Origin of the sequence: Anaerococcus sp. NML200574 (assembly GCF_026131665.1) — a bacterium.
GTDB classification, from domain to species: domain Bacteria; phylum Bacillota; class Clostridia; order Tissierellales; family Peptoniphilaceae; genus Anaerococcus; species Anaerococcus kampingae.
In genome coordinates, this window is record NZ_JAMXSM010000004.1 from 42,753 (window position 1) to 58,889 (window position 16,137).

At 33.7% G+C, this 16,137-nt stretch carries 15 protein-coding genes; all 15 read right to left on the minus strand.

The genetic code is table 11. From position 1 onward, the window contains the following. Window positions 1-105: 105 nt before the first annotated feature. Window positions 106-762, minus strand: a complete 657-nt coding sequence (gene rpe, locus NH286_RS02985; RefSeq protein ID WP_265213347.1) for a ribulose-phosphate 3-epimerase — start codon at window positions 760-762, stop codon at window positions 106-108. Next, complete coding sequence (gene rsgA, locus NH286_RS02990) at window positions 756-1,625, minus strand: ribosome small subunit-dependent GTPase A (protein WP_265213349.1); 870 nt, start codon at window positions 1,623-1,625, stop codon at window positions 756-758. Before rsgA ends, rpe begins: the two co-directional genes overlap by 7 nt. Continuing rightward, window positions 1,626-3,566 (minus strand): Stk1 family PASTA domain-containing Ser/Thr kinase, encoded by a 1,941-nt coding sequence (gene pknB / locus NH286_RS02995; protein WP_265236722.1) that lies wholly within the window; start codon window positions 3,564-3,566, stop codon window positions 1,626-1,628. A 9-nt stretch (window positions 3,567-3,575) separates the two neighbouring features. Continuing rightward, window positions 3,576-4,301 carry a Stp1/IreP family PP2C-type Ser/Thr phosphatase gene (locus tag NH286_RS03000; RefSeq protein WP_265236724.1) on the minus strand — a complete coding sequence of 242 codons (726 nt, stop codon included), beginning with the start codon at window positions 4,299-4,301 and terminating at the stop codon, window positions 3,576-3,578. A gap of 2 nt (window positions 4,302-4,303) precedes the next feature. After that, window positions 4,304-5,326 (minus strand): 23S rRNA (adenine(2503)-C(2))-methyltransferase RlmN, encoded by a 1,023-nt coding sequence (rlmN, locus tag NH286_RS03005; protein WP_265236726.1) that lies wholly within the window; start codon window positions 5,324-5,326, stop codon window positions 4,304-4,306. Continuing rightward, on the minus strand, window positions 5,319-6,605 hold the full coding sequence (gene rsmB, locus NH286_RS03010; RefSeq protein WP_265236728.1) for a 16S rRNA (cytosine(967)-C(5))-methyltransferase RsmB: 1,287 nt from the start codon (window positions 6,603-6,605) through the stop codon (window positions 5,319-5,321). The genes rlmN and rsmB overlap by 8 nt, the downstream gene beginning before the upstream one ends. Then, window positions 6,598-7,536: a methionyl-tRNA formyltransferase gene (fmt, locus tag NH286_RS03015; protein ID WP_265236730.1), complete on the minus strand. Its 939-nt coding sequence runs from the start codon at window positions 7,534-7,536 to the stop codon at window positions 6,598-6,600. The genes rsmB and fmt overlap by 8 nt, the downstream gene beginning before the upstream one ends. Then, a complete protein-coding gene (def, locus tag NH286_RS03020; RefSeq protein ID WP_106460062.1) occupies window positions 7,529-8,014 on the minus strand; it encodes a peptide deformylase in 486 nt (161 codons plus the stop codon). Before def ends, fmt begins: the two co-directional genes overlap by 8 nt. Window positions 8,015-8,086: 72 nt before the next feature. Next, complete coding sequence (gene smc / locus NH286_RS03025; protein WP_265236986.1) at window positions 8,087-11,599, minus strand: chromosome segregation protein SMC; 3,513 nt, start codon at window positions 11,597-11,599, stop codon at window positions 8,087-8,089. After that, complete coding sequence (locus tag NH286_RS03030; RefSeq protein WP_265236733.1) at window positions 11,595-12,680, minus strand: elongator complex protein 3; 1,086 nt, start codon at window positions 12,678-12,680, stop codon at window positions 11,595-11,597. The genes smc and NH286_RS03030 overlap by 5 nt, the downstream gene beginning before the upstream one ends. Next, window positions 12,658-13,371: a ribonuclease III gene (rnc, locus tag NH286_RS03035; protein ID WP_265236735.1), complete on the minus strand. Its 714-nt coding sequence runs from the start codon at window positions 13,369-13,371 to the stop codon at window positions 12,658-12,660. Before rnc ends, NH286_RS03030 begins: the two co-directional genes overlap by 23 nt. Beyond that, window positions 13,371-13,595, minus strand: coding sequence for a phosphopantetheine-binding protein (locus tag NH286_RS03040; RefSeq protein WP_106460058.1), 225 nt, complete (start codon window positions 13,593-13,595; stop codon window positions 13,371-13,373). Before NH286_RS03040 ends, rnc begins: the two co-directional genes overlap by 1 nt. After that, window positions 13,588-14,565, minus strand: coding sequence for a phosphate acyltransferase PlsX (gene plsX, locus NH286_RS03045; protein WP_265236737.1), 978 nt, complete (start codon window positions 14,563-14,565; stop codon window positions 13,588-13,590). The genes NH286_RS03040 and plsX overlap by 8 nt, the downstream gene beginning before the upstream one ends. 109 nt (window positions 14,566-14,674) lie before the next feature. Next, window positions 14,675-14,854 (minus strand): 50S ribosomal protein L32, encoded by a 180-nt coding sequence (rpmF, locus tag NH286_RS03050; protein ID WP_106460056.1) that lies wholly within the window; start codon window positions 14,852-14,854, stop codon window positions 14,675-14,677. Between the two features lie 64 nt (window positions 14,855-14,918). Then, window positions 14,919-16,112, minus strand: a complete 1,194-nt coding sequence (locus NH286_RS03055) for an acetate/propionate family kinase (RefSeq protein ID WP_106460055.1) — start codon at window positions 16,110-16,112, stop codon at window positions 14,919-14,921. Window positions 16,113-16,137: the final 25 nt, after the last annotated feature.

A 16,137-nucleotide genomic window follows, 5' to 3' on the forward strand; every position in this document is an offset into this window, starting at 1 on the left:
TTTTTTTAATTTAGTACTAAATTAAAAAATTTACTGGCCCTAGGGTCAGTTTTTTTTAGTAAAAAGAAAGGGTCACTTGCAATTTTTAGCAAGTGACCCTCTCTTTTAATATTTATTAAATATTTCGTGATATTTTTCTATTTGTTTTTTTATATCTTTAGCAAATATATCAGAGCCTACAACTATCTCATCAAGACCGAGTGCTAAGACATTTTCGACATTATCAGTCTTAATTCCCCCATCGATTTGAATCTTAATATCCTTCTTATTTTCATCGATGTAATTTCTAAACAATTTGACAGTATCTATACTTTGCTCCATAAATTTCTGACCACCAAAGCCTGGATTTACACTCATTACGAGCACTAGGTCTATATAGTCAAAATACTCTAAGAGCTTTTTAGGATCTGTAGCTGGCTTTGATGTAAGCCCTACTTCCATCCCAGCTTCTTTTATAGCAAGCAGGGTCTTTTTTAAATCTTTACAGGCCTCATAATGAACTGTTAGCCTATCGCATCCTGCCTTTTTAAAATCATCTATATACCTAATTGGATCTTCTATCATAAGATGGGTATCAAAAAAATAATCATTTTTATCTCTTATATCAGATATTACCTTAAAACCAAAGGAAATATTTGGAACAAATATCCCATCCATAACATCTATGTGGATTATCTCAAGTCCTGTACCCCTTGTCTGGTCAAGGTCAGCCTGTAAATTAGCAAAGTTACATGAAAGTATTGATGGTGCTAGTTTTACCATTTGTTAAGTCTCCTTTGTTTTAATTCTTCAAAAAGTTGTAGGTAATTTTTATATCTTGATTGGGCGATTTTGCCAACTTCTAAGTCTTCTTTGACCCTGCATGATGGCTCATTGATGTGATTACAATCCTTGAATTTACAGTCTCTATTCCTTAGCTCTACGAAGGTATTTTTAAGATCATTCTCATCTTCTAGAAAATCAAATTCAAAGCTATCAAAGCCTGGCGTATCAAAGATAAAAGTATCTTTAGAAATCTTAAAAATTTCTGTGTGTCTTGTTGTATTTTTTCCTCTTCTAGACTTTTGGCTTATCTCGCCTATTTCTATTTCCCTATCCAAAACATTTGATAGGAAGGTTGATTTTCCAACACCACTTGCTCCGGATACTGCTGAGGTCTTTCCTTTAAGGACTTCTAGAATTTCATCTTTTGGGAAGTCCTTGTAATTATCAATCTCTATTAGCTTGTATGATAAATTCATGTAAATATCTGCTATTTTTTTGATTTTTTCCTGGCTTACTAGGTCTATTTTCGTTAAAATTATTACTACGTCGATATTTAAATACTCACACATAGCAAGATATTTATCAAGGTTGTAGAGATTAAGTGGTGGGTGGTCTATGGTTATAAAAACTAGTAGCTGGTCTACATTTGCAATATTTGGTCTTTTTATCTCATTTCTTCTAGGTAGAAGCTTTGTGATATAGGCCTTTTCATCTTCAAGAACATCCACTTCGACATTATCACCTACCAGTGGCTTTTTATCCTTGACTCTAAAGTTCCCACGGGCCTTGGCCATTAATAAGCTCTCTTCAGTGTCTACATAATATAATTCTTTTTGACTTTTAATTATTTTACCAATCATCTAATTAACTGTATATACTCCATAAGATTCATCATCAACTAAAACTTCCAGCCTGCTAGAAGCTTGTGACATTACTTTAAGAACTAAAACACCATTTTCATTTAATTCTACTGAAGAATGGTAATCATCATAAATAAGCTCTGATCTATTACCTTGCCTATCAATCTGGTAGACTTTTACATTGAAATTATCTTTAGCATTTCCAATATTTAATTTAAGCTGGACTTCCCTATTAGGATTTGTCGCTTCTTTTTCTTCTTCACCTAAACTTATTGTTAAATCTATGGCTGATTCTTCTTTTACTTCAGTACCTGCTCCAATCGACTGATTCATTACTAGGCCTCTTTGAGTATTTGATGAATTTCTGTAGTCTACATTTCTTACTTTTAGGCCAGCATTTTTTGCGGCTGCTATTGCATCCTTCTCGCCCATACCTAAGAGATTTGGTACTTCTACTATTTCTGTTGTGTCTTCTGGACCTACAGATATAACAAGGCTAATCTCAGAACCAGACTGAACGCTTGCTCCTGCTGATGGCTCTTGTCTAATTACTAGGTCTTTTTCAACTGTATTAGAATAATCTGTAGATGTTGTTCCAAGTTTTAATCCTAGTTCCTTTAGGGTATCTTCTGCCTGGCTTAGGTTCATGTTTTTTAGCTGAGGGACTTCTACTTCTCTTCCAGAAGAAATTACAAGATAAACTACACTACCTTTTTTAGCTTTAGTGGATGCATCAGGGTCTTGACTCATAACCTTACCCTTTTCATATTCATCACTTTCTGCAGTTCTTGAAATATTTGCCTTAAAGCCTCTACTTTCAAGTTGTTTTACTGCTTGTTCTTGAGTTAAGTTTACTACTGTAGGTATTTCTATTTCATCTTGGTTAAACATTGTTGAGAAGAAATAGACAGCCCCTACTAATATAAAGGCCAATAAAGCTAGTGGCCAAATCTTTATTGATGTTTTCTTGGATTCTTTCTTCGACTTCTCTTCTTGAGTGGATACATAGATAGCTTCCCTGTCGTCTTCGTAGTAATCGTCTACTTCTTCCCTTTTCTTTTTAGGTACTACTATAGGGATTCTTGCTGTATCTTCAATCTCTTCTGTATTTTTAACTAAGGATTCATCATCTAAAGCTTCTATTAATTCACTTGCATTTTGGAATCTCTCGGTTGGATCCTTTTTAAGTAGTTTCATTATTATATAATTCAAGTGTAGGGATAGGTCGGGATTTAATTCTCTTGGTGGAATTGGATTATCTTGTATATGCATCACTGCAATTCCAACCGAGTTGTCTGCATCAAAAGGCACCCTTCCTGTTGCCATCTCATACATTACGGCCCCTAGAGAGTATAAATCTGACTTTTGATCTACAATCTTACCCTTTGCTTGTTCTGGTGATATATAATGGACTGTACCTAATATCGAGCTTGTATATGTTATGGTTGCGTTGGACGATACCCTAGCTATACCAAAATCGGTTACCTTTGCTAGACCAAACTTATCTATAAGTATATTTTGTGGCTTGATATCTCTATGGATTATACCTGAAGCGTGGGCTGATTTTAAAGCCTGAGCTATTTGTGTAGAATAATCAATAATATCATAATTGGATAGGATTTTTTCCCTATCTATTAGATCTTTTAGGGTCTCTCCTTCTACATACTCCATTACTATGTATTGGATAAGCTTGCCATTTAGCATGTCTTTTCCAATATCATATACATTAACTATATTTATATGGCTAAGTCTCGCTGCGGACTGAGCCTCATTATTAAATTTCTTTAAAAATTCGTCATCTTCGGCGTATTGGTCTTTGAGTACTTTAATTGCCACAAACCTACCCAGAAGCCTATCCTTGGCCTTGTAGACCTTGGCCATGCCTCCCACGCCGATTTCCTTTATAATTTCATATCTACTATCTAAAACTATATTTTCCATATTACCCTCTTATAGTAAAATAGTTGTAACTGTAATATTGTCTCTTCCTCCACTTTCTATAGCTTCTTCTATCAAAAGAGACGAAATTTCATAAGGGTCAGTCTTATCTTTTACTATATTTTCTATTTGTTCATCTGTAATCTCATTTGTCAAGCCATCTGTTACCATTAAAATAAGGTCCTTATCTTCCATATCAAAACTTCTACTATCTGGCGATACTTTTGCTTCTGTTCCTACCGCTTTAGTTATGGCTGCCTTATTTATGAAATTTTCAGCTTCATCTTCTGTTAAAGAGCCGGAATCTAGTAAATCATTTACAAGAGAGTGATCACGAGTTAACCTTCTAAGCTCGCTATTTCTATAGATGTAAGCTCTTGAGTCACCAAGATGTGACAAATGATAGACTTTATTTTTGTGATCTATGCAAAGACAGACTACTGTTGTTCCCATCCTGTCATAGTCTTCTTGAGAAGATAGTGAGAAAATCTCATTGTTTGCATAGATTATAGCTTCTTCTTGGAGCTTTAATAGAGAATCATAGGCATTTAAATCTGCTTTTTTAACATAATCTATAAATAAATTTACAGCCATTTTGCTTGCAATTTCTCCCTTGCTATGGCCTCCCATACCATCAGCTACTATGAAGAAGTCAACGTTATCTAAACTAATATTTGAAAATGAATCTTCATTTTCGCTTCTTATTTTACCAATATTTGTAATTGAAGAAAATTTCATTCTTACCTCGCATAATTATTTCTAAGCTGGCCACAGGAAGCGTCTATATCTTGACCCATGGATTTTCTTATAGTGGCATTTAGGCCCCTTCTGCTTAGTTTATTTTTAAATTCATCTAAAGCACTCATCTTTGGTTTATCATGTTTAAACTCCTCGATCGGGTTTAGAGGAATTAGGTTTATATGTACATTTTTGCCAAATAAGAGATCGTGTAAATTTTCTACATCTTCATCTAGGTTATTTACCTTATCGATTACAACATATTCAAAGGAAACCCTTCGGCCTGTTTGATCAAAGTAATAATCTGTAGCCTTTATAAGCTGGTCAATAGAGTATTTTTTGGCTATTGGCATAAACTTAGCTCTTTTTTTATCATCTGCATAGTGAAGAGAGACAGCTAAGTTTACATCTAATTTTGTATCAGCTAGCTTGTAAATTTGTGGAACAAGTCCTGAAGTTGAAAGGGTTATTGACCTATGAGAAAGATTTCTACCCTTAGGGTCTGTGATAATTTCAATGAACTTTTCTATATTTGTAAAATTATCCAAAGGCTCGCCTATGCCCATTATTACAATATTTGAAATAGGTCCATTTAATCTTTCTAGGAGGTAAACCTCTTCTATTAATTCAGATGCTGTCATATTTCTTACTAGGCCATTTTTGGTAGATGCACAGAAAGTGCACCCCATCCTGCAGCCAACTTGGCTTGATATGCAGATTGTAGACCTATCCTTATAATCCATATAAACTGCTTCTATAATATTTTTATCATCTAATTCTAAAAGATATTTCTTTGTAGAATCTAGCTTTGAGCTAAAAGTCTCTAAAAGCTTCACACTATCAATCTTAAAGTCTTTCTTAAGCTCTTCTCTCATCTTTAGGGGAAGGTCTGTCATCCCCTCAAAATCATTTATCCTATTAACATGGATATTATGAAATACCTGTTTAGCCCTAAATTTTTGATAAGATTTTTCTTTGAATAAGTCTTCAATTTGACTTATATTTTTATCATTTATACTAATCATTTATCTTCCTAAACTTGGATATGAAAAATCCATCACATCCATCTTCAAAACTCCTGTATTCCTTAAAAGCCTCTCCTTGAATGTCTATACTTTCTAGATTTGCCTTAGCCTTTAGATATAAAAAATTCTCTTTATTTTCTAAAGGACCAATGGTGCAAGTTGAATAGAGTAGGATTCCATCTTTTTTAAGGTATTTTATAGCTTGGTCAAGGATTTCTTTTTGCAGGCTAGCTAGCCTTACAATCGTTTCCTTATTTCTATTATATCGTATTTCTACTTTTCTTCCTACTACCCCAAGACCAGAACATGGAGCATCTACTAAAATATAATCAAATTTATTTTCAAAATCCTCTACAAATGTAGAAGCATCGTGGTTTGTGATGGAAATATTTTTTAGTCCCAACCTTAAAATATTTTCTTCAATAAGTTTATTTTTAGAAGAAGATATGTCATTTGCGATTATTTGGCTAGTATTATTGGTTATCTCTGCCAAATATGACGTCTTTGTACCTGGTGCAGCGCATAAGTCTAATATTTTAGAATTTTCCTTAGGATCTAGGACTTCTACAGCCTTCATTGATGATTCCTGTTGGATAATAAAATAACCTTCCTTAAAATATTTGCTTGCTGCAAGGGAGGCTGGATTTTTGACTATCAAGGCATTTTTCGCAATTTTTCCATCTTCTATTTGATAGCCTTCCACTTCTAACTTATCTCTTAATTCATTTTTGCTTATCTTAAGCTTATTTACCCTTATTGAAAGATTTTTAAGGCTATTTGCATCTCTAAGGTAGGCCTTGGTATAGTTCATCCCATAATTGTCATAGATATATCTGGTAATTTCTTCCGGGAAGGAATATCTTATCGAAAGGCTTTTTATATCATCAGTCTCATAGATAGTTGCTATTTCCTTTTCATCCCTTATGAAATTTCTAAGAATGGCATTAACAAAGGCTGAAGACTTTTTGTTTTTTTCCTTACTTAGGTCAACTAATTTATCTACCGTTGCATAGTCTTTTGTGTCTAAGAAATGAATGTTATAAATTCCAATTTCTAGGATAAGAAGGATTGACTTGTGGATTTTCTTAAGCCTTACAGAGGATAATTTTCTTATCATGTAATCTATATAGATTTTATTTTCAAGTACTCCATAGACATTTTTGCTGACATAGGCTAAATTTTCTGCCTTATCAGCGTATCTATTTATCATGTCGTTGGATTTTTTATCCTGGTAGACTATAGCATAAAGAATATTAAATATTATCTTTAAATCAGTCATTGTCTATGATATATCCTATTTCTAGGTCATTTCCTAATAAGAAGCTCTTTGTATCCATGGCCTTTTTGCCTGGAACTTGGATTTTTTCGATTCTTATAGCAGAATCTCCTGTTCCTATTAAAATTAGGTCATTTTTATTAGCTGCTAGGATTTCTCCGGCCTTGCCCTTTTTATCAGAAGCTAGGCTTGCCTTATGGATTTTGATATTTTCACCCTTATATGGAAAATACGCCACAGGAAAGCCCACAAGGGCTCTTATTTGGTTTAGGATTTCCCTACTTGTCCTTGTAAAATCAATCCTTCCCATTTCCTTTGATATCTTTGTGCAGAAGGTCGCCTTGGAATCATCTTGTTTAATTCTTTTTGCATAGACTTCATCAAAGTTTAAAATAGCTTCTCTGATAGCTTCAGCTCCCAGGGCTCCCAACTTTTCTTCCAAATCAAAATAATCTTCGCTAGGATCTATTTTATAATCTTTTTGGATTAAGATATCACCAGAATCCATGCCTTTTTCAATCAGCATGGCTGTAGCTGATGTTTCTTCTTCACCATTTAGTAGGGAAAATTGAATAGGACTTGCTCCCCTATAAAGTGGTAATTTTGAAGGGTGGAGGTTTATTATCCTGTCTTTAAAATTATCCAGTAAGACATCTTTTAAAAGTTGGCCAAAGGCAACTACTACTATAAAGTCGATTTTAAGGTCTTTAAGTAGGCCCACAAATTCTTCTGTATTTACAGAATCTGGTGTCTCAACCCTAATCCCCTTATCTTCTGCATACTTTTTAATCTCTGTTGGAGAAAATTTATTTCTTGATCTCTTCTTATCCTTGCTAGATACAACTAGGCTTACATTTATATTTTCATCATTATAAAGAACATCCAAAGTCTGCACTGCAAACTTTGGATTGCCCATAAAACATATATTAATCATTTATTTCTTCTTGGTCCTCAAATTTAATTTCTTCGATGTATTTATCCTTAAATAATATTCCATCTAAGTGGTCGATTTCGTGTGATAGAATAACTGCTGGGAAACCATGAGCATCCCAAATCTGTTCCTTACCTTCTTCATCAAGGTATTTTACCTTTACATGCTCAGCTCTTTTAACTGTAGCGTTGAAATCTGGTATAGATAGGCAACCTTCTACTCCGATTTGTTCACCATCTTTTTCTATTATTTCAGGGTTTACAAGCTTAACTAGGCCTGTCTCTCCATCTTGAGGGTCTACTACTATTACTCTTTTAAGTATTCCTACTTGTGGAGCGGCAAGGCCTACTCCGTTTGCATCATACATTGTTTCTGCCATGTCATCTAATAAAATATTAATCCTATCGGTAACTTGGTCTACTTCTCTTGAGACCTTTCTTAAGATTGGATCTCCATCTATTCTTATATTTCTAATTGCCATATTTCCTCCTTATTTAGAGTTGCAATATTATCTCTCTTTATCCTTTATATTTTACTGGTTTTAGGCTAATTTTCAATTATCCTTAAAGGCTATAGAGTATAGCTTGCTTATACCCTGATCATCGATTGTTACACCGTGAATTTTTTCTGCAAGCTGCATGGTTGTTTGTCTATGAGTTATCATTATAAATTGGGTCTTATCAGATAGGCTTTTTAGGTATTCTATATATCTTTTTATGTTTGATTCATCAAGGGCCGCATCAATTTCATCTAAGATAGAGAATGGGGCTGGATTTTGTTCAAATATTGCAAAAAGTAAGGCTACTGCAGTAAGAGCCTTCTCCCCACCTGATAGAAGTGAGATTGATTTTAAGGACTTTGATGGTGGTTTCGCTTCAATTTCAACACCAGCTGTAAGGAAGTCCTGGCTGTCTAAGATTAGCCTTGCATCTCCTCCCATGAAGAGGATTTTGAAGATTTTGGTGAAGTTTTCATTAATTATAGCGAAGTTTTTTGAAAATTCTTCCTTCATTTCCTTTTCTAGGGCTAGGATCATTTTTTCTATATCTTCTTTAGCATTTTTCAAATCTTTTATCTGAACTTCGACAAAATCAAGCTCTTTGGCAACATTATCGAAGTCTTCAAGAGCTGTAGGAGTAAAATATCCAATCTCATTTATCCTTTTTTGTAAGTCTATGAGGTCATTTTTCTTTACCTCAAGCTTTTGGCAATCCTTGTATTTTTCCCACAAGTCCTTTATGGAAGTGCTTATAAATGGTGATATTTCATCTTCTAATTGACTGTAAGACTCATTTAAATTTTCTAATTTATAGGAAAGCTTTACCTTTTCGAGGTTTTCCTTGTTAAGGTCTTCTTCAATTTTAGTATTTTGGTCAATCAATTTTGAGTTTTCTGACTCGCAAGCTTCAATATCTTGACCTAAGACTTTTATTTTTTCTTTAAGATTATCGAATTCTTTTACGTATAGGTCAATCGAAGCTATAAGTTTATCATTTTTTAATAAGGATTCTTCAAGGTCTTTATTTAAATTTTTGGCAAGTTTTTCTTGGATTTTGATATTTTCTTTTATATCTGCAAGTTTTTCCTCAATATTTGCCCTGGCATTATCAGCTAAGACCTTATCACGTTTACTTATCTCTAGCTTATTTGTAAGAGCTGATATTTCATCTCTTACCCTATCAAATTCCTTATTTTTCGCTTCTAGCCTAGATTCATTTTCAGATATGCCTTGACTGAGTCTATCAAAATCATTTCTTAAAGAGTCTATATTGATATTATTTATAGTTTCTTCATAGTCAAGATCAGAATCATTTAAACTTTCCTTATGATTTATCAAAGATTCTATTCTTAGGCTTATCCTTGATATTTCATCACTTATTTCTTTAATTTTTTCTTCTCTTAGATCGTATGCAGTTTTTTCCCTAAGAAGACTTTCTCTTTTTTCGTTAATTTCAGAATCTAGCTTACTTAAGGCTTCTTCTAATTCCTGTCTTCTCTCATCTGATTTTTGTAAATTAAGGCTTAAATCCTTTAGTTTTTTCTTTCGATTTAAAAGATTTACATTTGACCTCTTATTTTTATCAGATCCTGCTACCATTGATCCCCAATTATTGATGATATCGAGGTTAAGACTTATTATCCTATAACCCTTTATCTTTTTTGATAGATTGATTGCAGCATCTATATCTTTTACAACTACGGTTGACCCTAAAAAGTGATTGATAACGCCAGATAATTTATCATCGTAAGCCACGAGCTCGTAGGCCATAGCTATTACTTCTGGAAAATTTGGCCTTTCTTTTCTATATGAATTGATTGAATCTATAGGCAGAAAGGTAATCCTTCCAAGCTTTTCCCTATTTATAAAGTTAATAAGCTCTCTAGTATCTTCTTTTGACCTTGTGACAATATTTTGTAGGCCAGCTCCCATTAGGTTATCAATTATTTCCTCATAACCAATTTTAACTGAGATTAGATTGGCAAGAGTGTCTACGTAAAAACCTGCCATAGCGCTTTCTTTGGTCTTTTTGAGGAAGTCTTGGATTTGATAAAAGTATCCCTGATTTTTATCAAGGCTATCTTTTTCTATCTTCATATCAGCCATTAATGACTTAATTTCAAGCTTCAAATTGTTTAATTCATTTAAAGTTTCCCTATACTTTTCATCCGCATTTTTTATATCATCTGCTAGATTGGTTATGGCCATCTCTTGGTCATTTTTTTCTTTAAATAAAATTTCTTGATTTTCTTTGCTTGAATCAAGCTTTTGACTTAAATCTAAAATTTCCTTATCTAGGGCCTCTAATCTTTGTTTTTTCTCAGCCAAATCTTTTTGTCTTTTTTGATCAATAATAGCCCTAGATTTTTCAAAGACTTCATAATCTAAGATTTGTTCTTTTATCTCTTCTGCACTTGACCTTTGACTATCTAAGATAGTATTTAATTCTGATATCTCTTTTTCTAAAGATATTTTTAAATCTTTGGCCTTTCCCAAATCATTTTCTAAGGATGATATCTTTTCGGCAATTTCTCCTAGTTCCTTATTTTTTAGGTCAAAGGATTTATTTTCACTTATTAAAGAATCCTTTAAATTTTCTAGATCTTCTTCTATCCTAGCCTTATCTCTAAGGTCGTAATCCTTTTTTTGGATATTTAGGTCAAGATTCGCCTTAGAGCGTTCGATGTTTTTCTCATAAGTCTCTGCTTCTGCCTTGGACCTATCTAGGTGTTCTCTTAAAGTCTCATATTTTTTCTTAAAAGGTCCAAGTTTTTCTAAAATTTCAGAATGACTTGATTCTAGGCTTGCTAATTTATTTTCGCTTTCCTTAAGTTTTAAATTTATCTCATCCCTTTTTTTAATCAAATCGTAGGATTTATTTTTAAGGTAGAAGTAAGCTTTTTTGTTAATATCTTCGCTTAATTCTTTATGGGCTAGGTAATTATCCTTGTAGGCCTTAAGAAGGTCATAATCCTTTTTCTTATATTCTAATTCCTTTTCGATTATCTCTAGGTCTTCGCTTACAGCTTTTAATTTCTTATCAGCTTCTTCTCTTCTGTACTTGTGTTTTGAAATTCCGGCAGCTTCCTCAAAAATCGCCCTCCTATCAGCAGGAGTTGACATAATTATTTCATCAATCCTACCCTGGCCAATTATTGAGTAGCCTTCTTTTCCTACACCAGTGTCGAAAAATAATTCTCTAATGTCCTTAAGCCTGCACCTTTTGCCATTTATCTTGTATTCATTTTCCCCAGAACGATAAATTCTCCTGGTGATGCTCACCTTATCATAGGCAAGGTCTAGCCTTTTATCCTCGTTTGAGAAATTAAGACAGACTTCTGCTATGTTCATCGCATTTTTTGCACCTTGAAAGATTACATCCTTCATATTTGAACCACGGAGGCTCTTTATAGATTGCTCTCCCAAGACCCATCTTACAGCATCAGAAATATTAGATTTGCCAGATCCATTAGGTCCAACTACAGCAGTAATTTGACTATCAAATTCAATTTTTGTTTTATTTGCAAAGGATTTAAAACCCTTTAGTTCTATACTTTCTAGTCTAATTTAAATCACCACCGTATTTTTCTTCTACATAATCATCGATAAATTTATCTATATCTAAGTCGTATTTTTTCCCACAAGAAATAATATAAGATGAATCGCTTGATTTAAATTTAAGCTTAACCTTATATTTTTGATAAAAGTAATTCTTGTTTGATTTTTTATTGCCTGCAATTATTGAAATATCCCTATCATTTGTAAAAATTTCTAGGTCATCCTTTAAATCTAATTCTTTAATGAGCTTTTCTAAATATAACCTATAGATATAGGATTCTACTTCTTGCCTTAGGGCCGGATGGAAGGGTCCTGCTACTACATCTGCTCCTTCATTGATATTTCCTGTAGGTTGAAGGCCAATTCTAATGACATTTATATTTCTATATTCATAAATCATTAGGACTTCTGCAGATATTTCTATGGCATTATCCAGGCTTAGAGGCTTGTAAAGACCTGCCTGGTAGAGTTTTTCAAGCTTGGTGTCCTTGATTACTAAGGTTGGATAAATCCTAGCTATATCTGGACCAATCTTTGCTGATTTTATAGCTGTTGCAATTATTTTCTCCCTAGAATCCTTATATAGACCTGGCATTATTTGATGGCCTAGCTTAAATCCAAAATCTTTTATTAGCTTACTTGCTTTCTCGCTATCGCTTACCTTATGGCCCCTTTCGTTTGAATCTAGGACTTCTTGATCAAAGGATTGGATTCCTAGTTCTATGGTATCGACTTCATAAGATTTTAAGATTTCCAGAATGGAATTATTTATATAATCAGGTCTAGTTGAAAGTCTGATTCTATCAATAATTCCCTTCTTTTTGTAGGCCCTTGCTATTTTTAAGTATGAAATCATTGTATCAAGGGGAAGTCCTGTAAAAGATCCTCCATAGAAGGCTATTTCCTTGCTTGTTTGCTTATCTTTAAAATATTTTAGGTAGTCTTCTATTTGCCTTGCAATACTTGACTCATCTGCCTTATCTTTGTAATTTGTAATCTTTACCTGGTTACAAAAGGCACAATCGTGAGGACAGCCCAAAAATGGAATAAAGATTGGTATTATTTGATTAGACATTTTTGATACGCTCATAGGCAAGTTTTGCTGCCATCTGCTCGGCTGTTTTTTTATTCTTGCCAATTCCTTCAGCTAGGGCCTTGCCATTTAACCTAACTTCCATAGTAAAGGTCTTATCATGCTCAGGGCCTTCTTCTTTTATAAGTTCATAGGTCAAATTTTTCTTATTCTTGGCATTGTAATACTCTTGCAGGCGGGTCTTGTAGTCTAAGAATAATGAATCATCATTTATTATCTCTAATACTTCATCCTTATAATTTTTGTATAAAAATTTGCACAAGTCATCATAGGAGGAATCTAGGTAAATTGCAGCACAAGTAGCCTCAAAGGTATCAGCCTTGACATGCTTTTTAAGCTTGCCCCCTTGTTTTTTCTCTCCCATTCCAAATCTTAAATATTTAGTTAAAGCAAATTTTTCGCTTGCCTTGGCAAAGGAATCTGTGCAGACTATTCTTGACCTTGTCCTTGTTAGCCAACCTTCAGGCTTTTGTGTGTAGTGTTTGAATAAATACTCGCTTACTACCATGTCTAGGATGGTATCACCTAAAAATTCTAGTCTTTCGTTTGACTTAATGTTTCCTCTTGCTTCATTTGTGAAAGAAGAATGAGTTAAGGCTACATCTATCAATGCCTTGTCATTGAATGTGTAGCCTATATTTTTCTCAAATTCTTCTATTTTTTCTAGTCTATCTTTTGACAAAGACATTAGTTTTTACTTTCTATAAGGCTTACTATATCTGCTAAGCTTTCAATTTCATCAAGTTCTTCTTCGGAAAACTCAATCTCAAACTCTTCTTCAACAAGCATTATAAAGTCTACAAGGTCGATTGAATCAATGTCTAAGTCAGAAATCTTGCTTTCAAAATCGATATTTGCTACATCAATATCTAAGTTTTCTTCTGCTAATTTTGTTAATTGTTCTCTAATCATTTAATTCTCCTTGAATTTTATTAATTACATCCATGTTTATATATTTAATTAGGCCTTTGATGGCATTTGATATGGCTATTTCATTTGCATTGCCATGTGCCTTATATACATAGGATTTTACCCCTAATAAAGGAGCTCCTCCAACTTTTTGGGCACTGAATTTGCCTAAGGATTCTTTAAGGTCATTTTTTATAGCAAGGGCTGCCATTTTATTCTTAAATGACTTATAAAATACTCCCTTAAGCTCGCCCTTAAGGAGGTCTATGACTCCTTCTGCTGTCTTAATGGCTACATTTCCTGCAAAACCATCAGCAAGAAGTACATTGACCTTGCCTGTAAATAGGTCTCTTGCCTCGATGTTACCTACAAAGTTGATGTCTCTTTCTTCTAAGAGCTTGTAGGTTTCTTTGGTAAGCTTGTTGCCCTTATGGCTTTCAACCCCTACATTTAAAAGGCCTATCTTAGGATTTTCAACTCCTAGGACATTTTGTAAAAATATCTTACCCATAATAGCAAATTCTTCAAGATAAGCTGGCTTGCAGTCCATATTTGCACCTGTATCCATGAGCATACATATCTCACCTGTGCTTGGCAGACTCGCTGCAAGGGAAGGCCTATCTACTCCATCTATTCTTTTTGATATAAATATACCGCCTGCGAGGAGGGCACCAGTGGAACCAGCTGATAAGAGTCCGTCATAGCCTTCTTCCTTTAATTTATTATAGGCTAATACAATTGATGCATCTTTCTTCCTTCTAATAGCCCTTACAGGCTCTTCATCATTTGATATAAATTCATCGGTATGGACTATATCGTAATCTTTGATCCTTCCATTTATGATTTCTTTTAATTGACTTTCATTTCCTACAAATACAGGAATAAAGTCCTCATCCTTTAGTGCAAGTATGGCACCTTCTACTAAGACCCTGGCGCCTTCATCTGCACCATAGGTATCTATAACAATTTTCATTTAATCCTCTTTATCTTCAATAATTTATACATATTATACTTTTCTTACAAACTTAGGCTATCTTTAGGTAATAAAAAAGATAGTGCAAAAACACTATCTCTTTTAAAAATTAATTTTCTTCAACTACTGCTACGCCTTTGTACTCTCCACAGGATGGGCAAACTCTGTGTGGTAGCTTCATTTCGTGGCAATTTGGACACTCAACATAGTTTGATCTGTTCAAAGTATAAGCTGAGGCTCTTCTTTTATTTTTTCTTGTTTTTGATGTTCTTCTTTTTGGTACTGCCATCTATGACACCTCCTCTTATCAGTTTTAGCAATCCTTTATATTATATAAGCTAAAACTTTGCTTGTCAAGCTTCTACGAGAGATTTTGTATCTCTTGCTATCATTAATTCTTCGTTTGTAGCTATTACCATAACCTTAACTTTAGAATCATCTGTAGATACTACATGGCAACCACCACGAACATTGTTCTTTTCTTTATCTATTTTAATACCAAATAATTCAAATCCTTCCATGATATCTTCTCTCATAGAAATTGAGTTTTCGCCGATACCACCTGTAAATACGATAGCATCACAAGCACCTACTTCTGCCATGTAGCCTGCTATATATCTTTTTACTCTTGTAGCAAACATTTCTAGGGCAGCTTTGGCTCTTTCATTGCCTTCATTTGCAGCATTTTCTAGGTCTCTAAAGTCTGATGATACACCTGATACTCCTAGAACACCTGATTTTTTATTTAGGACATTTTCCATTTCTTCTGGAGAAAGATTTTCTTTTTTCATAATGTAGGTTACAGCAGCTGGATCTATATCACCAGATCTTGTTCCCATTACAAGTCCTTCAAGTGGAGTAAGTCCCATTGATGTATCAAATGATTTACCATTTTTAACAGCACAAATTGATGAACCATTACCAAGGTGAGCTGAAATGATATTTAAATCATTTACATCTTTGCCAAGTACTTCTGCTGCTTTATTAGTAATAAAGTTGTGGCTTGTGCCGTGGAATCCGTATTTTCTTATAGCTTCTTCTTCGTAATATTTGTAGTCTATACCATATAAATAAGTTTTTGCAGGCATTGTTTGGTGGAAAGCTGTATCAAATACTGCTACGTTTTTAACGTTTGGAAGTAATTTTTCACAAGCTTCAAGTCCCATTAGGTTAGCTGGGTTATGAAGTGGTGCAAATTTTGTATATTCTTCTATAGCATCTCTTACTTCTTTATCTATTAAGGCAGATTTAGTGATTTTTTCTCCACCATGTACAAATCTGTGGCCTACAGCATCTATTTCTGAAAGGTCTGCTATGACACCGTTGTCTTTATCAACTAAAGCATCAAATACATGAGCAACAGCTTCAGTGTGATCTTTCATAGCTTCTTCTATTATATATTCGTCATCACCCTTTTCTTGGATAAGTTTTGAACCTTCGATACCAATTCTTTCTACTAGGCCTTTTACCATTACTTCTTCATTTTCCATGTTGAATAATTGATATTTTAGTGATGAAGAACCACAATTAATTACTAATACTTTCATTTTTCCTCCAATATTTTTCTTCTAT